Source organism: Methylobacterium platani, assembly GCF_001653715.1.
Taxonomy (GTDB): domain Bacteria; phylum Pseudomonadota; class Alphaproteobacteria; order Rhizobiales; family Beijerinckiaceae; genus Methylobacterium; species Methylobacterium platani.
In genome coordinates this window covers 19,600-37,699 of sequence record NZ_LWHQ01000001.1, presented here as the reverse complement: position 1 = coordinate 37,699, position 18,100 = coordinate 19,600, and the positions used below count along the sequence as shown (strand labels likewise).

Genomic DNA, 18,100 nt, shown 5'->3' with positions numbered 1-18,100 from the left:
GCGCCCCCGGACGTCCCGGCTCAGTGGGTCCAGGGCGCGGTGCGGTTGTACTTGAAGTTGTCCGAGTAGGAGAGGCCGCGGCGCAGGGCCTCCTGCGGCTCCTCGACCCGGTAGGCGATGCCCTCGCGGGTCGCGTAGGCGATCGCCTCCTCCTTGGAGTCGAACTCGAGCCGCACCTGCTGCAGCATGTCGGAGGACGAGGTCCAGCCCATCAGCGGCTCGGTCTCCCGCGGGCTCGTCTGCTCGAACTCCAGCGTCCACTGCTTGGTCCGGGCGAGGCCGGACTGGGTCGGGTCCTTGGCAGGGCGGAAGATGCGGGCGGTCGACATCGCGGGCTCTGATCCGTGGGGTGGATGGTCGGGGCGGCCGGATTCGAACCAGCGACCCTCTGGTCCCAAACCAGATGCGCTACCAGACTGCGCTACGCCCCGACTGGCGCTAGGCCGTTGGATCTCTAGCGATTTGCCACCTTACGCGCAAGACGCCACGCAAGACGCCACACTGGGCCGGACGCGAACGAACCGGCGTCCTCGGGGAACCAGGCAGAATGACGAGCCCCGATCGACGGCCGAGGTTCGACCGGAAACACCGCGGCCGGGAGAACGAGCCTGCACCGGATTCGAGCCGGGCGCTCTGCCGTCCCCGTCGACTAATCGATTTTCTTCATGCGGGCATTCACCAACGCCCCGACTATGCCGCTCACGCCCAAGCCCGCCAGAGCCATCGCTGCAGCATCATGTTGCTGCTCCGCGAGCCTGATGACGCCATACAAGATTGCCAACAAGCCCGTCACGCCGCCGATGAGCGCGATGATGTTGAACGAGAAATCAAGGTACTGCGCGCGAGTCGCTGATGATATGTACGCACGCTGATCGCGCTCAGCCATTTCGATCAAGCGATTGGCCGACCCTGCCAAAATCCCTTCGTACCCGGCGACCGTTTCCGGCGCCGGGATCGGCCCGCCATGCTGCCTGGACAGCACCTCGGTCTGCGTGACCGTTATACCCTGACCGATCGCGTTCAACACGCGATCGACGATCTCCGGCTGAAGCTCCGGGCCGACCACACCGTCGAGGTTCTCGCTGATCTTCTGCAAGATCTCCTGACGGACCTCCTGAGGCAGACGATTGTCGCTAGGCGGAACGTTGCCCGGTCCGCTGCTCATGCGCAATCCGTCTCATGCTGCGGGATAGGCTATCGCCGACACTGCGCCAGGCATGGTCCACCGTTTCACCTCTGCGCAGGCTGCGCGACTCGATCTGCGCTCCCGATACGAGCAAGGCCGGTGCGCCCAAGCCCATCGTGAAGATGCGCAGCAGGGAGCGCTTGGCCTTTCTGACCGGCACGGCATCGTCCCTCGTCGCTTCGCTCGCCATCCTTCAAGGCCTCGCATGCTGGGACCGGACCCGTCAGCGACCATATAGGAAGCCGGGTCCGACTTCGCATTCCGCTGCGGCCCGGATCATCCCCCGCGCGGTCGGTGAGGGAGGACCCGGGGCCAACTCCCGGCACCTCCGACGGGGCGACGCGCTGCATCGCGCCGCCTTGTCGCCTGCGGCCGGGCTGGGTATGGGCCGGGTCCGGGGCCCCTCCCGCCAGAGACGAGACGGCATGATCGGCAAGCTGAAGGGCGTGGTGGATTCCTACGGCGAGGACTTCGTGATCCTCGACGTGCACGGTGTCGGCTACGTGGTGCATTGCTCGGCCCGCACGCTGCAGCGCCTGCCCGCCACCGGCGAGGCGGCGGAACTGGCGATCGAGACCCATGTGCGCGAGGACATGATCCGCCTCTACGGCTTCCGGGCCGATGCGGAGCGCGAGTGGTTCCGCCTGCTCCAGACCGTGCAGGGCGTCGGCACCCGGGTGGCGCTGGGGGTGCTGTCGGTGATGGAGCCGGGCGACCTCGCCACCGCCATCGCCACCGGCGACAAGGGCGCGGTCGCCCGCGCGCCCGGCGTCGGCCCGCGCCTCGCCGCGCGGCTGGTGGCCGAGCTGAAGGACAAGGCGCCGGCCTTCTCCCCCGTCGATCCGGCCCTGATCCAGCTCACCGGGGCGGTCGAGGCCAACACCGCACCCCAGCCGGTGGCCGACGCGATCTCGGCGCTGGTCAATCTCGGCTACGCCCAGGTCCAGGCCTCGGCGGCGGTCGCCGCGGCGCTCAAGGGTGCCGGCGAGGGCGCGGCCGCGATGGAGGCCAAGACCCTGATCCGCCTGGGCCTGCGCGAACTGGCGCGCTGAGCCGGCGGCGCCGCGCTCCTATACCCTCGCGCCTTGGCATCGACACGTCGATGCCAAGGCGTCCGGCGCATCGGCGCCGACGCGGGGACAGGGAAACCTTGCGGGCTTAGCCAGCGCCCTCGAACGGATCCATTCGAAGGCGCGGCGGTATTACCCCGCGCTCCAGAACGGCGGCTTGGGGCGCAGCGGAGAATCAGCCCGCACGAGCAGGCCGTCGACCTGCAGCAGCGAGCCGTCCCGGTAGCGGTGCTCGTCGACGACGTCGTAGAGCACGAACCCCATCGCGGCGAGTGCGCCCAGGGCCTCGCCGATCAGCGGCGCGCCCTCGTTGTAGTCCAGGAGGGACAGCTCCAGGAGGATCACCTCGACCTCGGCGAGCCGGTCGCCGAGGCCGCGCAGCACCTCGACCTCGGCGCCCTGCACGTCGAGCTTGACGAAGGCGAACGGGACGCCGCGCCCGGCGACGAGGCCGTCCAGGCGGCGCTGCGGCACGCGCCGCTCTTCCATCGGGAAGTCGGCGTTCTCGCGGAACTTCGAGGAGCCGGTCGTGACGAGGTCGGGGCGGGCCGCCGTGTCGACGACGAAGAACGGCGTCCCCTCCGTCTCCCGGTCGCCCAGGAGGGCGATCGCGTGGGCGGCGTTGCCGATCTCGGCGGCGGTGCGCGCGAGCACCGGGCCCTTCTCGGCGAGGGCGTCGACCATCAGGATATGGGCGTCGGGGAAGATCCGGCGGGCGGCGCGGGCGAAATGCCCGTCATGGGCGCCGATGTCGAGGAGGCCCGCCGGTGCGAAGCCCCGCGCCCGCAAGGCCGCGAGCGCCTCGATCATGCGGCCGGCCAGGAGCGGCCGAGGAGCCGGAGCCGGCGGCCGCGCGGCGGTCAGGTCGTCCAGCACGCGGCGCCACTCGGCCACCCGCACGGGCCAGTCGTAGAGCCGGCGCATCGCCGCCTGCTGCTCGGCGGCGAGCGCCGGGCGCCCGGCCCAGGGGCCGGCGATCTCCTCCGCGAGCAGGGACGCGACGACCTCCGCATGGGTGACCGGATCGGGCTGGAAGGCGTAGAGCCGCCCGAACCCGCCCACCGCCTCCGGCAGCGCCCCGAGCGTCGGACAGATCACCCGGCAGCCCGCCGCCAGCGCCTCGATCACGGCGAGGCAGGAGGTCTCGGCGAAGGTGCTCGGATAGGCGAGCACGTCGATGTCCCGCAGGGCCTCGCGCAGCTCCGGGTTCGGCACGATGCCGTGGTGGTGGACGTTCGGCAGCGACCGCGCCCGGGCGAACAGCGCCGCGTGGGGCGCGTCGTCGAAGGCGGGGCCGTAGAGCCGGTGCGACGACCAGATGTGCAGCTCGGCCCCCTCCGGCCGCAGCCGGTCCCAGGCCTCGAGCAGCACCGCGAGGCCGCGGAACGGGGTGCTGGTATAGGCGATCTTGAGCGGGCGCCGGACGGCCGGGACCCGGTCGGCGGCCGGGACCTCGGTGGCGTTGCGCAGCACGAGGCAGCGGTCCGGCGCCAGCCCGAAGGTCGCGACGAAGCGCGCCCGCTGCCACTCCGACACGAAGACGAAGCGGTCGACCCGCGCCGCGAGGCCCCCGTCGCGCATCCATTGCACGGCCCGCTGGTCGACGTCGTGGTGGACCCATACCACCAGGGGACGGCCGTCGAGGCGGGCCGGATCGTAGCCGTTGACGCAGAGCTGGACCGCCTCGAGCGCGCCGCCCATCCGGGCCCGGAGGCCCTCGACCATCAGCTCGGTGCCGGCCAGGGGACGGTCGGGCGCCCAGGGAGCGTCGGAGCGAGGGCGGGCGACGGCACGCCAGGTTCCGCCCGTGGTCGGCCAGGCGATGGCGGGCGCGGCGGGGACCGCGCGCGGCGGGGCCGCCTCGGCCAGCCGGTCGAGGGCGAACCGGGCGTTGGCGGCCACCCGGGCCCGGTCCCCGTCGGGCAGGGCCTCGCCGGAGAGCAGGGTCAGGCAGGCCTCCAGGCTCTCCCGGTGATGCCCGGCCCAGTAGGCATTCACCGCGAACTCGTCGCGCAGGCCGTGGGTGTAGATCCAGTCCTCGCGGAACAAGGCGTCCGCGGGGAGCGGAAGGTCGAGAGCCTGACGTGCGAGGTCGACGCCGCGGCCATGGAGCCCGTTGTTCCGGCAGAAACGGGCGCCGCCGTGGAACGCCTCCGCGCGCGTCGGGCAGGTCCCGGCCGCCGCCGCGTAGGCGGCGAGGACGTCCTCGGCCGGATGGGCGAGCGCTTCCTTCAGGCGCGCTGCGAAGAGGAGGCTGAGGTAGACCTCCTGCTCCCAATGGCCGAGGCGGGCGCGGTCGAGGTAGACGGCCAGCGCCTCCTCCGACCGCCCATCGTCCCGCAGCGAGTTGGCGAGGTAGAACGTGTAGCGGGCGACCAGCCCCGGATCGTCCTCGGTCGCCAGGGCGTCCCGCAGGAGCTTGGCATCCCGCTCGAACTTGCCCGGACGGTTCGCGCCGCTGGCATGGTCGACGAACAGCGCGCCGCTCAGCATCTGCGATTCGCCGGACGAGACCTGGAGGTACTCGTGGGTGACGCCGCGATAGCACGCCTGGGCATCGCGCTTGAGCAGGCGTGCGTTCCAGTAGGTGATCCCGGCCTTCTGCTGCAGCATGTAGACCGAGGCGGTCAGCGTCCGGAACACGTCGGGCGACTCGACTACCAGCTCCATGTCGGCATCGACGAGAAGCAGGTAGTCGAACGACAGGTCGGACCGGCGCGCGCGATCCAGCGCCTCGTTGCGCGCCTGCCCGAAATTCCTGAACTCCGTGCTGTGAAGCTCTCCCGGCAGGCTCCTCGCGGCAAAATACTCCGTGATGTACGCCTGCGTTCCGTCGGAAGATCCCGTATCACAGATCACCCAGCAGTCGATCCAAGCGGAAACAGCGTCAAGACATCTTTTAATATTTGATATTTCGTTCTTCACAATCATATTCAAGCAGATTTTCATCGATCCCTCGCAATAAAAGGCTAATTTTGTTCTGTGCAGACATCGCTATGCCAAGGCATACGCGACCGCAACTGCACCGGCCGCCTGTCCATGGCGTGATCAAATCGATCTCGCGTCGATGCGGGGGACGCATCGCGAACCGACATCATTGCGAGGTCGGCGAAGACCGCCGGGCTCCGAAACCGCGGACCCGCGAGGGATGACGGCGCTTCGGCGGGGCGCGCGGGCAGGAAGACGGATCGATGCTCGGAGGAGCCGGCCACGCGAAGCATTGTCTCCATCCGTCAGGCGGACACCTTTCGCGTGGGCGAGGACGATCCGTCAACCCCGGCGCGGGCCGGTCGACGGCAGTTATTGCTTGAGAGATCTTTCTCGCCGGTGCGGCCGGTTCCGATCACAGGGCCGAACCGCGGTGCATCGGGCGGCCCGCGCGCCGGCGCCGGCCCACGACCGGGGCGGACGCACCGCGTCGTCCCGGCCGGCGGCCTCAGACCTTGAAGTCGAACACCCTCGCCTGCGCCGACGTCGCGGCGGTGCCGCTCCCGCCGTAGCCGCTCGCCTGGGTCTGGTTCTGCCCGTCCTGCAGCTGCTTGAGGAAGCTCGACAGCAGGTCGCTCGCGCTCGAGGAGCCGGAGGTCGCATCGGCGGAGCCGGTCGCCGCGACGGCGTCCGCGGGCGGCGCTCCGCCGGGGCCGCCGTGACGGTCGCCGGCCCCGTGCGACGACAGCATGCCCTTGAGCGTCGTCGCCTGGTCGCTCGTCAGGGTCCCCTTGTCGACCTCGGCGCCGATCAGGTCGTCCATCCGGCCCTTCGCCTGCGACGGGGCGAGGTCGGAGCTGCCGGTACCCGAGGCGCCGGAGATCGACTGGTCGATGTCCTGGACGGCGCCGGTGAGCGCGTCGGCATCGGTGGCGCTGAGGCTGCCCGCCTGCTGCTGCGCCGAGATCTGGTCGAGAAGCCGCTGCTTGGGCGCGCCGGCCCTGTGCGCGCCGGTCATCGGCGGCCTGACCTGCGGCGCGGCGGAGCTGGATGCAGAGACGATCGTCATGGGCGTTGCAAGACCTCGTGGAGGCCGGGACGATCGGATGTCCCCGGCACGCACCATCCTGCGGCCGCCGTTGCTGAAGAGATCCTTCACCGTCCCGGGAATCGGGTTTCCGGCCATTGCACCGCACCAGGCCGCAACGCGCGGTTACATCTTCGCCCGATGTTGCAGAATCTTGCGGCTCACACCGATCGCGCGGCTCACGCCGACATCTTGGACGTGCGGCTCACGCCGACATCTTGGACGTGCGGCTCACGCCAACGTCTTGGACGTGCGGCTCACGCCGACATCTTGGACGTGCGGCTCACGCCGACATCTTGGACGTGCGGCTCACGCCGCTTGGGCCGGGGGCTGGCGCGGCACGGCGCCGGCGGCCCGCGGCAGCTCGAGGCGCACGCACAGGCCGTGCGGCTCCCGGTTCTCCAGGGTGAACACGCCGCCATGCGACTGGGCGATGGCGCTCGCGATCGACAGGCCGAGGCCGAAGCCGCCGGCCTCGTTGAGGGTGCGGGCCCGGTCGCCGCGCACGAAGGGCTGGAGCATCAGGGCGCGCTCCGCCTCCGGGATGCCCGGGCCCTCGTCCAGGATCTCGACCGCGACCCGGCCCGGCCCGGCCTCGACGAGGCGCACGGTGGCGGCCCCGGCATATTTCACCGCGTTGTCGATCAGGTTGGTGAGGGCCCGCTGCAATTCGCCGGACGAGCCGCGCACGAGCGCCGGCTGCAGGTCCTCGGCCCGCACCGCCTCACCGATATCGGCGAAGCCGTCGCAGACCGTCTGCACCACCGAGGCGAGGTCGACGAGGCCGAGATCCCCGCGCGGCTGCCCCTCGCGGGACTGGCCGTCGCGCACGAAGGACAGGGCGGCTTCGACGAGGGCGTTCATCTGGTCGAGGTCGCGCAGGAACTGCCGGCGCAGGACCTCGTCCTCCAGGAACTCCGCCCGCAGGCGCAGGCGGGTGATCGGGGTGCGCAGGTCGTGGCTGATCGCCGCCAGCATGTGGGTGCGGTCGTCGATCAGGCGCAGGACCCGGTCGCGCATCCGGCCGAGGGCCCGCGACACCGCCAGCACCTCCTCGGGGCCGCGCTGCGGCAGCGGCCGCGCCTCGGTGGCGGTGCCGAAGGCCTCCGCCGCCTCGGCGAGGCGCGCGAGCGGCGCGGTGAGCGCCCGGGTCGCCCAGATCGACAGAAGCGTGAGCGAGAGCGCGAGGAAGACCAGGGTGATGAAGATCGCGCTGGTGAGCGGCGGGTGCGCCAGCGGCAGCGGCGGCAGCTCGGCGGCGAGCTGCAGCCCGGCGGGCCCGGCGATGCGCAGGTGCAGGGCGCCGGTGGGCATGTGCTCCGCCGCGAGGCCGTAGGCGGGGCCGAGCGCCGCCCGCAGGCCCGTGATCTCCGGCACGTCGGCGCCCGGCGCGACGGGCGCGTTCGGCGCGTCGGCGGGCAGCAGGGTCAGGTGGAGGGCCGAGGCGCTGTGGCGCGCCGCCGCCACCACGTCGGCCCGGTCGTCCGCGGGCGCGGCCGCCACCATGTGGACGACGGTGACGAGGCGGTTGGCGAGCGCGCTCGGGCGCTCGTCGGAGCGGCGCAGCTCCGGCCGGAGCAGCACGAAGGCCACGGTCACGACGACGTGCGTGACCACGATCGCGGCCACCACCAGGAGGGCGAGCTGCCCGGCGATCCGTCCCGGCAGAGGCCCCTTGCCCGTCATGTCGAGATCACCTCCGGGGTGAACAGGTAGCCGCCGGAGCGGATCGTCTTGATCATCTCGGGGTTGCGCGGATCGCGCTCGATCTTCTGGCGGATGCGGCTCACCAGCACGTCGATGCTGCGCTCGAACGGCCCCGGCGCGCGCCCCTGCGTCAGGTCGAGGAGCTGGTCGCGGGAGAGCACCCGGCCCGGGCGCAGGCACATCGCGTGCAGGAGGTCGAACTCGGCCCCCGTCAGCGCCACCTGCGCGCCCTCCGGGTTGAGGAGCTGGCGCAGGCCCGCATCGAGCACGAAGCCCGCGAAGGCGTGGCGGCGCACGCCCTCGTCGTCGCGCCCCTGCGCGGCCGCGCCGCGGCGCAGGATCGCCCGGATGCGGGCGAGGAGCTCGCGCGGGTTGAAGGGCTTGGCGAGGTAGTCGTCGGCCCCGATCTCGAGCCCGACGATCCGGTCGATCTCCTCGCTCTTGGCGGTGAGCATCAGGATCGGCATGCCGGAGCCGGCGCGCAGGCGCCGGCAGATCGACAGCCCGTCCTCGCCCGGAAGCATCAGGTCCAGCACGATCAGGTCGACCCGGGAATCGGCCAGCAGCCGGTCCATCTCGCGGCCGTCGCCGGCGATCGAGACCCGGCAATCGTTGCCGCGGAGATAACGGGCGACCAGCGTGCTGATCTCGCGATCGTCCTCGACGATCAGGATGTGCGGTGTCGTGCTCACGGGTTCGCCTTATGCCGCAGACCGGGTTTTGCTTGAAGCCATCAAAGTGCATCCGTGTGTTGCTGGCGGGCGCCGCGACAACGTCGCGCAACCCCGCAAGGCAGGAGGCGCATGGGGTCGCCGCCGCCGGGCGGCACGCCCGGTGGCGGCGACCCCCACGATGGTGCCGCATTTTCCCGCCATGCAAAGCCCCCTCGGCAATGTCCCGCGCGCCGGCCGGGCCGGGGAAAACCGTGATACCCCCGAAGGCGCCCGGGAAAACCGCGTCGCCGGGGCCCACCGGGCCGAGAAATGCACTAGAGACTGGGCGCAGGAACCAGCCCCGGAGGGTCAACCATGCAGCAGAACCGCCTGTTCGACGATTTCGCCCGCCTGATGACCGACGCGGCCGGCGCGGCCCAGGGCGTGCGCCGCGAGGCCGAGACCATGGTCAAGGCGCAGATCGAGCGCATGCTGCGGGACATGGACGTGGCGACCCGCGAGGAAGTCGAGGTCCTGCGCGACCTCGTCGCCTCCCTGCGGGCCCAGAACGACGCCCTCACGGCCCGGGTCGCCGCCCTGGAAGCCGCCCCCGAGGCGAAGCCCGCCAAGGCCTCTTCCAAGGCCGGGGGCGGGGCCTCCGGGGGCACCGCGACGGCCTGACCCCCCGCGCCCCGGGCGGGTGCGCCGGACCGGCGCGCGGGCGCGAAGCCCCCGCGCTTGTGCACAGGAAGCTTCGGTGGATAGCCGGCGGCCTGCCGCCGGCACCGCGGCTTTCCGCTTTGAGTCCCTGGACTCGCCCGGGCTATAGTGGGTCACGCACTGATTCGCCGCCGCCCAGGGGGACAACAAGTCGACGCTTTAGCTTATCGCCTGCACGCCCTCACCGTGCCCGGGTCGCGATCTGCCTTGAAGACGACACGCCGCCGCGTCCGCTGACGCAGCTGTTTTCCGCTCTGACGAGCCAAACTTGGATCGCCATGACCCAGCTCAACATCGACGACCTGACCCGCGCCGAGCACCCGCTCGATGTCGTCGAGCGCCTCGCCTCCCTCCGGGACTGGATCTTCGATCGCGCCGAGACCGACGAGATGTCGGTGGCGGTCGCCGGCCGCTGGGCCGAGTACCACGTCGCCTTCACGTGGATCGAGGACGTGGAGGCGCTGCACGTCGCCTCGGCCTTCGACCTCAAGGTGCCGGACCGGCGGCGCAACGAGGTGCTGCGGCTCGTCTCGCTGGTCAACGAGCAGCTCTGGGTCGGCCACTTCGACCTCTGGAACAGCGAGCACGTGGTGATGTTCCGCCACGCGCTGGTGCTCACCGGCGGCGCCGAGCCGACGCACGGCCAGTGCGAGACGATGCTGAAGACCGCGGTCGAGGCCTGCGAGCGCTACTTCCAGGCGTTCCAGTTCGTGATCTGGGCCGGCAAGACCGCCCGCGAGGCCCTCGACGCCGTGCTGTTCGAGACCGAGGGCGAGGCGTGAGCGGGTCCTCCCTCCTGCCGGCCTCGCTGATCCTGGTCGGCGCCGGCAAGATGGGCGGGGCGATGCTCGAGGGCTGGCTCGCCGACGGCCTGCCGGGCGAGCGCGTCGCGGTGATCGATCCGAACCCGGCACCCGCGATGGTCGCGCTCTGCGCCGCGCACCGCATCGCCCTCAACCCGGCGCACCCGTCCGAGCCCGAGGCCCTGGTGCTGGCGATCAAGCCGCAGGGCCTGGAGGCGGCGGCCGAAGGGCTGGCGCCGCTCGCCGGTCCCGCCACCGTCGTGGTCTCGGTGCTCGCCGGCAAGACCATCGCCAATCTCAAGGACCGTCTGCCCCGGGCCCGCGCCGTGGTGCGGGCGATGCCGAACCTCCCGGCGAGCATCCGCCGCGGCGCCACCGGGGCCGCCGCCTCGCCGGAGACGAGCGAGGACCAGCGCCGCACCGCCCACGCGCTGCTCGCCAGCAACGGCCTCGTCGAGTGGCTGGAGGACGAGAACCTGATCGACGCCGTGACGGCGGTCTCGGGTTCGGGCCCGGCCTACGTGTTCCTGCTCGCCGAGGCGCTGGCCGAGGCCGGCATCGCCGCCGGGCTGCCGGCCGAGGTCGCCGCGCGCCTCGCGCGCCAGACCGTGGCGGGAGCCGGCGAGCTGCTCGGGCGGAGTCCCGAGGAGCCGGGCACCCTGCGCCGCAACGTGACCTCGCCGGGCGGCACCACCGCGGCGGCCCTCGAGGTGCTGATGGCCGGGGACGGCCTGGCGCCGCTGATGCGGGACGCCGTGGCGGCGGCGAAAAGCCGGGCCGGGGAGCTGGCGGGCTGATGCGTCGCCGCGGGGCCCTGCCCTTCGGGCGGCGCGAGACCTAGATAGGAAGCCAACGGCGGCGGGACCGGCCTCGACGGTGCGCCCTGTCCGCTGAGCGACCTTCAGGTATCGGAGCGCCCTCATGGCCCGCAATCCCAAGACGTCCGGCGAGCGCGATGGCGCCGGCGACACGCCGCACGCCACCCGCCTGCCGCCGCGGGAGGCGATCGTCGAGGCGCTGATGCGGCTTGCCGCCGAGCAGCCCTGGAACGACATCGAGATCGCCGACATCGCCCGCGAGGCCGGCGTGAGCCTGGGCGAGTTCCGCGATGCCTACCCCTCGAAGGGCGCGGTGCTCGGCGGCTTCGCCCGCATGATCGACAAGCAGGTGCTCGAGGGCGCCAGCGACGACCTCGACGAGGAGCCGACCCGCGAGCGGCTGTTCGACGTGCTGATGCGCCGCCTCGACGCGATGGATCCCTACAAGCCGGCCCTGCGCCGCATCGCCTTCGCGTTGCGCGGCGATCCCCTGTCCCTCGCCGCCCTCAACCAGGTGGCGCTCAACTCGCAGCGCTTCATGCTGGCCTCGGCCGGCATCAGCACCGAGGGGCCGCTCGGCCGGCTCAAGCTCCAGGGCGTGGTGATCGCCTTCGCGCGGGTGATGGAGGTGTGGCTCGAGGACGACGACCCGGCGCTCGCCCGCACCATGGCGGCGCTCGACCGCGAGATCCGCAACGGCGAGCGCTTCATGGAGCGGGCCGAGGACGTGCGCCGCCTGACCGCGCCGTTCCGGGCGCTGGCCCAGTCCCTGACCGAGGGCCGCCGGCGCCGGCGGCGGGACGATCGCCGGGACGATCGCCAAGACGGCCGCCAAGACGGCCGCAACGAGGACGACGGCAATCCCCTCGGGGGCGATCCGGCGGCGGCGATCTGACGCCGCGCCCGTCCCCGGAATTTCGAGCCGTTCCAGGGTGACCGTGGGTCGCGCGCGGTCTAGCCTGTGCGAGGACCAGCCTCACGCGGCGTGACGGCGCTCCCCACGAGGACGACCCCGGATGCTCGACCTGTCCACCCGCGCCCCGGCGACGATCGCCCGCGTCGAGCAGCCGCGCTACACTGCGCTGGCGCAGGCCCTGCACTGGATCACCGCCGCCCTGGTGCTGGCGGTGCTGCCGCTGGCCTGGATCGCCACGAGCCTGCCGGCGAGCCCGGCCAAGGGCTTCTACTTCCAGATGCACAAGTCGGTCGGGATCACGATCTTCGCGATCGTCGCCCTCCGCATCCTGTGGCGGGCCCGGCACCCGGCCCCGCCCGAGGTCTACGTGCCGCCGGGCTTGGCGCTTCTCGGCCGGATCAACCACTGGCTGCTCTATCTCGTCTTCCTGCTGATGCCGGTCAGCGGCTTCGTGATGTCGGCCGCCGCCGGCAACACCACGCAGTACTTCTACCTGTTCCCGATCCCGCCGTTCATGGAGAAGAACAAGGCGGTGCAGGATCTCGCCGACCAGATCCACCTCGCCGGCCAGTACGCGGTCTACGCCCTCGTCACCCTGCACGTCCTCGCCACGGCCTGGCACCTGATCGCCCGCCGCGACGCCCTCCTCGACCGGATGCTGCCGCGCCAGGACGTGTGAGACGAGAATGTCCGAGGGCGGGCGCGACCACCTCTACCTGCTGGCCCCGGATTTCACCGATCCGGCGTTTCCGGGCCGGCGGTTCTACTGCTGGCACTGCGCCCTGATCGAGGGCGTGCTGGCGGGATTCCCGGCCCTCGGCCGGCGGATCGCGGTGAGCCGCCTGCCCTGGCCGCGGCCGCGGCAGGCGCTGATCGACCGGGTCGGCGAGGCCCACCAGGCGCTGCCGCTCCTGGTGCTGGCCCCGGACGCGCCGGACGGCCTCGCCACCGGGCGCCACGGCGGGGTGCGCTTTGTCGACGACAAGGACGCGATCCTGCAAGTCCTGCACCGGCGCCACGGGTTTCCGGAGGCGCATCCCTGAGGGCTGCATCCGCGGTCGCGTCGGCATGTCTTATTTCGAACAAACAAGACGAGAGGGCCGGATGCGCGCTTTTGCAGCAATCGCATCCGTTGCGCGAAGCCCGGCTGTTGCTCATGAGACGAAGATCGGCGCGCGAGCTCCGCCGATCCGCGAAATCCTGATCCGACGGTCGCGACAGGGGGCGACGCAGGCGTGCCTGACACCCGCGAAGAGAACCGCATCGCCAGCGAGCTGACCCGGACCGGCGCGAGCCCGGATCCGTTCGCGGCCGCCGTGCGGGCGACGCGGATGCCGATGCTGATCACCGATCCGCATCAGGCCGACAACCCGATCGTGTTCGTCAACGACGCCTTCTCGAAGCTCACCGGCTACGCCCGCGACGAGATCCTCGGCCGCAACTGCCGCTTCCTCCAGGGCCCCGACACCGACCGCGACGACGTCGCGCGGATCCGCGACGCGGTCGAGCGCCGGGTCTCGATCGAGGTCGACCTCATCAACTACAAGAAGAACGGCGAGACGTTCTGGAACCGCCTGCTGGTCTCGCCGGTCTTCGACGACGACGGGCAGCTGACCTACTTCTTCGCCTCGCAGTTCGACGTGACGCTGGAGCGCGAGCGGCTGGTGCGGGTCCAGCGCGACCGCGACGCCCTGGAGCGGGAGATCGAGCGGCGCTCGACCGCCCTGCGGCGCAGCGAGGAGCGGCTGCACTTCATCCTCAAGGCGTCCCGCCTCGGCTCCTGGACCCTCGACCTCGCCGACATGCGGCTGGTCGCCTCCGACAGCTGCAAGCGCAATGTCGGCCGCGAGCCCGGCGATCCGTTCTCCTTCGACGACCTCGTCGCGGCGATCCTACCGGAGGACCGCGACCGGATGCAGGCGGCGATCCGGGCCTCGATCGAGAGCCGGAGCGACTACGACATCGAGTACCGCATCCGCACCCCGTCGGGGGAGGTACGCTGGCTGCAGATCCGGGGCCAGCCGTTCTACGACGCCGACGGGGCGCCGCTGAGCATGGCCGGCGTGACCCTCGACGTGACCGAGCGCAAGCGCGGCGACGAGCACCGGGCGCTGCTCGCCGAGGAGCTGAACCACCGGGTGAAGAACTCCCTGGCGACGATCCAGTCGATCGCCAACCAGACCCTGACCCACGCGACCTCGCTGGACGAGGCGCGCAAGGCCTTCAACGCGCGCCTGCAATCCCTCGCGGCCGCCCACGACGTGCTGACCCGCGAGAGCTGGGACGGCGCGACCCTGGCGGAGATCGTCGAGGAAGCCCTGCGCCCGTTCCGCACCGGCGCGGGCGTGCGGTTCAAGACCGGGGGACCGCCGGTGCGCCTGCCGCCGCGGCTGGCCCTCGCCTTCGTGATGGCGCTGCACGAGCTGGCGACGAACGCGGTCAAGTACGGCGCGCTCTCGACCCCGCAAGGGCGGGTGATCCTCAACTGGGACATCGTCGACGGCTCGCAGCCCGGCCGCCTGTGGCTGCGCTGGGAGGAGATCGGCGGCCCGCCGGTCGCCGAGCCCGCCCGCCGCGGCTTCGGCTCGCGGATGATCGAGCGGGTGCTCGCCGCCGAGCTCGGCGGCACCGCCCAGGTCGAGTACCGGTCCCGCGGCGTGGTGGCGACGGTGGAGGCGCCGCTGCCGGAGGCGGGAGCGCCATCGTCAAAATCGACTTGCACGCCGCCTGCGAAACCTTCCTTTTAGCACCTAATGCCGATTTAGCACCTAATGCCGATGAAAATCACCTTAGATGGCGGAATAAGCGTATTTACAATTATTTAGCAATGGCAAATTGTGAAATACTAAAAAATAGCAAGGAAATCGAATTTGGCGTCTCGGCATCTAGCAAGCACACCTAGGCGTCAGGATTCGGGGGCGGCAGGTGCTTTTGCTGATCGATCGTCACAATATGAGGCCGGCCCCTTGCCGTCTCACCGATTTTACGAACTATCTCGATCTGTGTATTTACTATTTCTTCTTTAACTTTATTACTAGAGATTTGTTTTTTCATCTCCTCCAATTGATCAAAATCATCCCTGAGTTCCTGAGTCGTCTGCTCAGGATTTTGGCGAAATACTCTGGGCAATCGATTCAGCAGCACTCCAGCGCCAGCCCCGGCAAGCGTCACTGCTATAAGCCGAGGCGGATCCTCGAACCATGAGCTTCCTATTACATAACTCAACGAAGCAGAAGTCATGCTGAGTACAACAGCCGTGGTTGCCCGATCGATCTGCTTGCCGATCGCAATTAAATCGCGCGCTACGCGCTTGGCGCGTCCCACTATCAGCGCGTTCATTGTGGCCACTCTATTGCTTATTCGACCATTCTTCGTTGAAATATCTATACATTAGATCAGCGCGATGCCGTAGAAGAGCAGATTTGGTCATTATTATGAGAGATGCGATCATGCCTCCGAGGGGGACAATGCTTATGATCGGCAGCCCGCTGATTATTTTCATGATGTTATTTTTCGCAACATCTAAATTTTCTACAACCAATACAAAGTAAAACACACAGGCGAGCAATATAAACATATTAATCACGAAATCAAAATACGCCTTTTTCTTGACAATCAAAATCTCAAGCACAGCGAGCTTAAAATCGCTCCTGGCTTGAGCTTCAGCATAAACCGATTCCTCGGCGTCGCTGTCGTATGGTAGCATGGCTTACTCTGATCATGCGGCGGCCGACTCTTTTTATAGCACGTTCCGTGCCCATGCATAGCCTCCATCATCGAGCGACGAAATCTCCGACCCCACGCCTACCTTCGAACACAAAATCATCGATTCTCAATAACGGAATACAATGCATCTAAAACAACTTATTTCCCTTCACTCGGATCAGTCTTGCGTATGATCTAGCCGTCTGACTCGCGCGCACTTCCCCGCTCAGCCACCGGATCACCGGCGCGAGCCGCGTCCCCTCCCCGCCCGCCGGCACGATCAGCCGCAGCGGCGCGCCCGCCACCATCCGGTCGCCGAACGGCGCGACGAGGCGTCCGGCGGCGAGCGCCGGGCCGACGAGGGCGCTGTGGCCGATGAGGACCCCGCTGCCGGCGAGCGCCGCGTCGAGGGCGATGCCGTAGAGCGAGAACGCAGCCTCCCGGGCCGGGCGCAAAGCCCCGGCGCCGTGGCGGCTGAGCCAGCGCGGCCAGTCCTCGTGCCAGACCGAATCGTGCAGCAGCGTCGTCCCGGCGAGGTCGCCCGGATCGCGCAGCCGCGCCGCGAGGGCGGGCGCGCAGACCGGGAACAGGTCGTCGCGGGCCAGCACGACCGCGGTGCAGCCGGCCGGAGCGTCGGCGAAGTACAGCCCGAGATCGACGAGCTCGCGGGCGTAGTCCGGCTGCTCGTCCCGGGTCAGGATCGCGACGTCGCGACCGAAGGTTCCCTGCAGTTCAGGCAGCCGGGGAGCGAGCCAGAGCTGGGCGATGCACGGGAGCGCCGCCAGCGTCAGCTCGCGCGGCCGGCCGGCGGCGCGCATCGCCCGCACCGCCCCGTTGAGCGCGTCGAAGGCCGCCGTGAGGGCGGGCAGCGCCGCCCGACCCTCCGGCGTCAGGACGAGGCCGTTGGGGAGCCGGTGGAAGAGCGGCCGGCCGAGCCAGGCCTCGAGCCCCTTCACCTGGGTGCCGATCGCCGCCGGGGTGACGTGGAGCTCGCGGGCCGCCGCGACGTAGCCGCCGTGGCGCGCCGCCGCCTCGAAGGCGCGCAACGCCGTGAGGGAGGGAGGTGAGGGCCGGCCGCCCGGATCCATCGCGAGGCCCCTGGCGGGAGAGGCCAAGGAAAACTTGGCCTGAGCCTCGGTTTATCCCGTTTGCCGGCCGCCGGGGCAAGCCCGACACTCCGGCTCCGCCAGACGCCACCGGACCTTCCACATGCGCCTCCTGCACGACGGCTACTTCGACCGGGGCCTCGACGCCGACCCGGACCTCGCCGCCGCGATCCGCGGCGAGCTCGCCCGCCAGCGGGACGGCATCGAGCTGATCGCCTCGGAGAACATCGTCTCGCGGCTGGTCCTGGAGGCGCAGGGCTCGGTCCTCACCAACAAGACCGTCGAGGGGCTGCCCTACGCGCGCTATTACGGCGGCGCCGAGCATGCCGACGCGATCGAGGCCCTGGCGGTGACCCGGGCGACGCGGCTGTTCGGCTGCCGCTTCGCCAACGTGCAGCCGCATTCGGGCTCGAACGCCAATGCGGGCGTGTTCCTCGGGCTGCTCGCGCTCGGCGACACGATCCTGTCGATGGGCGTCGAGGCCGGCGGCCATATCAGCCACGGCCATCCGGCGACCCTGACGGGGCGCGACTACCGCATCGTCCGCTACGGCGTGGAGCGCGACAGCGAGCGGGTCGCGCTCGACGCGGTCGCGCGGCTCGCCCGCGAGCACCGCCCGCGGATGATCGTCGCCGGCGGCTCGGCCTATGCCCGCGCCCTCGACTTCGCGGGCCTGCGGGCGATCGCCGACGAGGTCGGGGCGCTGCTGATGGTCGACATGGCGCATGTCGCCGGCCTCGTCGCCACCGGGCTCTACCCCGACCCCTTCCCGCACGCCCACGTGGTGACCTCGACCACCTACAAGTCGCTGCGCGGCGCCCGCGGCGGGCTGGTCCTGTGGAACGACCCCGCCCTGTCGGACCGGATCAATCACGGCATCTTCCCGGGCGTGCAGGGCTCGGTGATGATGCACGCGGTCGCCGCCAAGGCGGCCTGCTTCGGCGAGGCCCTGCGGCCGGAATTCGCGGCCTACAACCGGGCGGTCCTCGACAATGCCCGGGCGCTCGCCGACAGCGTCGCCGCGGCCGGGATGCGCCTCGTCGCCGGCGGCACCGATTGCGGGCTGATGCTGGTCGACCTGAGCCCGCAGGGCGTGACCGGCGACGTGGCGGCCAAGGCCCTCGAGAGCGCGGGCCTCGCGGTCAACAAGAACCAGATCCCGTTCGACACCCGCCCGCCCGAGGCGCCCTCGGGCCTGCGCCTGTCCTCGAATGCCGGCACCGCCCGGGGCTTCGGCCCGGACGAGTTCCGCCGGATCGGCGGCTGGATCGCCCGGGTGGTCGCCGCGCCCCACGACGCGGCCGGGCTGGCGGCGGTCCGGAGCGAGGTGCTGGCCCTGTGCCGGCTTTTCCCGATCTACGGGACGTGAGCCGCGAGCCCCCGGCGCCCGCCCGACGCAGG

At 70.5% G+C, this 18,100-nt stretch carries 18 protein-coding genes and 1 tRNA gene; 9 read left to right on the top strand and 10 right to left on the bottom strand.

Features of this window, described 5'->3' with window-relative positions:
• Positions 1–20: 20 nt before the first annotated feature.
• From A5481_RS00160 to A5481_RS00150, 3 genes are all read right to left on the bottom strand, one after another.
• Positions 21–329, bottom strand: a complete 309-nt coding sequence (locus A5481_RS00160) for an ETC complex I subunit (RefSeq protein WP_048433489.1) — start codon at positions 327–329, stop codon at positions 21–23.
• Between the two features lie 25 nt (positions 330–354).
• A tRNA-Pro gene (locus A5481_RS00155) sits at positions 355–431 on the bottom strand.
• 218 nt (positions 432–649) lie between these two features.
• Positions 650–1,165 (bottom strand): DUF2335 domain-containing protein, encoded by a 516-nt coding sequence (locus tag A5481_RS00150; protein ID WP_048433488.1) that lies wholly within the window; start codon positions 1,163–1,165, stop codon positions 650–652.
• Positions 1,166–1,611: 446 nt separating this feature from the next.
• Between A5481_RS00150 and ruvA the strand changes: the two genes are divergently transcribed.
• Positions 1,612–2,238 (top strand): Holliday junction branch migration protein RuvA, encoded by a 627-nt coding sequence (ruvA, locus tag A5481_RS00145; protein ID WP_048433487.1) that lies wholly within the window; start codon positions 1,612–1,614, stop codon positions 2,236–2,238.
• Positions 2,239–2,388: 150 nt separating this feature from the next.
• Here the strand turns inward: ruvA and A5481_RS00140 are convergent, their stop codons facing one another.
• The 4 genes from A5481_RS00140 to A5481_RS00125 all read right to left on the bottom strand — a co-directional run bounded on the left by A5481_RS00140 (position 2,389) and on the right by A5481_RS00125 (position 8,670).
• Positions 2,389–5,187 (bottom strand): FkbM family methyltransferase, encoded by a 2,799-nt coding sequence (locus A5481_RS00140; protein WP_210179208.1) that lies wholly within the window; start codon positions 5,185–5,187, stop codon positions 2,389–2,391.
• 505 nt (positions 5,188–5,692) lie between these two features.
• Positions 5,693–6,202, bottom strand: a complete 510-nt coding sequence (locus tag A5481_RS00135) for a hypothetical protein (RefSeq protein WP_048433515.1) — start codon at positions 6,200–6,202, stop codon at positions 5,693–5,695.
• Between the two features lie 378 nt (positions 6,203–6,580).
• The gene (locus A5481_RS00130) at positions 6,581–7,957 is read right to left on the bottom strand and encodes a sensor histidine kinase (protein ID WP_048433486.1); all 1,377 of its coding nucleotides are present in this window, start codon (positions 7,955–7,957) and stop codon (positions 6,581–6,583) included.
• Complete coding sequence (locus A5481_RS00125) at positions 7,954–8,670, bottom strand: response regulator (protein WP_048433485.1); 717 nt, start codon at positions 8,668–8,670, stop codon at positions 7,954–7,956. The genes A5481_RS00130 and A5481_RS00125 overlap by 4 nt, the downstream gene beginning before the upstream one ends.
• 336 nt (positions 8,671–9,006) lie before the next feature.
• Here A5481_RS00125 and A5481_RS00120 point away from each other — a divergent pair, with 336 nt between their 5' ends.
• The 7 genes from A5481_RS00120 to A5481_RS00090 all read left to right on the top strand — a co-directional run bounded on the left by A5481_RS00120 (position 9,007) and on the right by A5481_RS00090 (position 14,635).
• Positions 9,007–9,312 (top strand): accessory factor UbiK family protein, encoded by a 306-nt coding sequence (locus A5481_RS00120; protein ID WP_048433484.1) that lies wholly within the window; start codon positions 9,007–9,009, stop codon positions 9,310–9,312.
• A gap of 317 nt (positions 9,313–9,629) precedes the next feature.
• On the top strand, positions 9,630–10,133 hold the full coding sequence (locus tag A5481_RS00115; protein WP_048433483.1) for a type III secretion system chaperone family protein: 504 nt from the start codon (positions 9,630–9,632) through the stop codon (positions 10,131–10,133).
• Complete coding sequence (proC, locus tag A5481_RS00110) at positions 10,130–10,951, top strand: pyrroline-5-carboxylate reductase (protein WP_048433482.1); 822 nt, start codon at positions 10,130–10,132, stop codon at positions 10,949–10,951. Before A5481_RS00115 ends, proC begins: the two co-directional genes overlap by 4 nt.
• A 124-nt stretch (positions 10,952–11,075) precedes the next feature.
• Positions 11,076–11,867 (top strand): TetR family transcriptional regulator, encoded by a 792-nt coding sequence (locus tag A5481_RS00105; RefSeq protein ID WP_048433481.1) that lies wholly within the window; start codon positions 11,076–11,078, stop codon positions 11,865–11,867.
• Between the two features lie 121 nt (positions 11,868–11,988).
• Positions 11,989–12,567, top strand: a complete 579-nt coding sequence (locus A5481_RS00100; RefSeq protein WP_048433480.1) for a cytochrome b — start codon at positions 11,989–11,991, stop codon at positions 12,565–12,567.
• A 7-nt stretch (positions 12,568–12,574) separates the two neighbouring features.
• Entirely contained in the window at positions 12,575–12,931 is a 357-nt protein-coding gene (locus A5481_RS00095; RefSeq protein WP_048433479.1) for a DUF3088 domain-containing protein, read from the top strand.
• A 192-nt stretch (positions 12,932–13,123) separates the two neighbouring features.
• A complete protein-coding gene (locus tag A5481_RS00090) occupies positions 13,124–14,635 on the top strand; it encodes a PAS domain-containing protein (RefSeq protein WP_048433478.1) in 1,512 nt (503 codons plus the stop codon).
• Positions 14,636–14,786: 151 nt separating this feature from the next.
• Here the strand turns inward: A5481_RS00090 and A5481_RS33170 are convergent, their stop codons facing one another.
• The 3 genes from A5481_RS33170 to A5481_RS00085 form a co-directional block, all read right to left on the bottom strand.
• Entirely contained in the window at positions 14,787–15,227 is a 441-nt protein-coding gene (locus tag A5481_RS33170; RefSeq protein WP_156311801.1) for a hypothetical protein, read from the bottom strand.
• A 10-nt stretch (positions 15,228–15,237) separates the two neighbouring features.
• A complete protein-coding gene (locus A5481_RS33165; RefSeq protein WP_156311800.1) occupies positions 15,238–15,594 on the bottom strand; it encodes a hypothetical protein in 357 nt (118 codons plus the stop codon).
• Positions 15,595–15,742: 148 nt separating this feature from the next.
• Entirely contained in the window at positions 15,743–16,708 is a 966-nt protein-coding gene (locus A5481_RS00085) for a LysR family transcriptional regulator (protein ID WP_245238755.1), read from the bottom strand.
• A gap of 94 nt (positions 16,709–16,802) precedes the next feature.
• On the opposite strand from A5481_RS00085, the gene A5481_RS00080 reads away from it, so the two are divergent.
• Positions 16,803–18,068: a serine hydroxymethyltransferase gene (locus tag A5481_RS00080; protein ID WP_048433476.1), complete on the top strand. Its 1,266-nt coding sequence runs from the start codon at positions 16,803–16,805 to the stop codon at positions 18,066–18,068.
• The last annotated feature ends 32 nt before the right edge of the window (positions 18,069–18,100 follow it).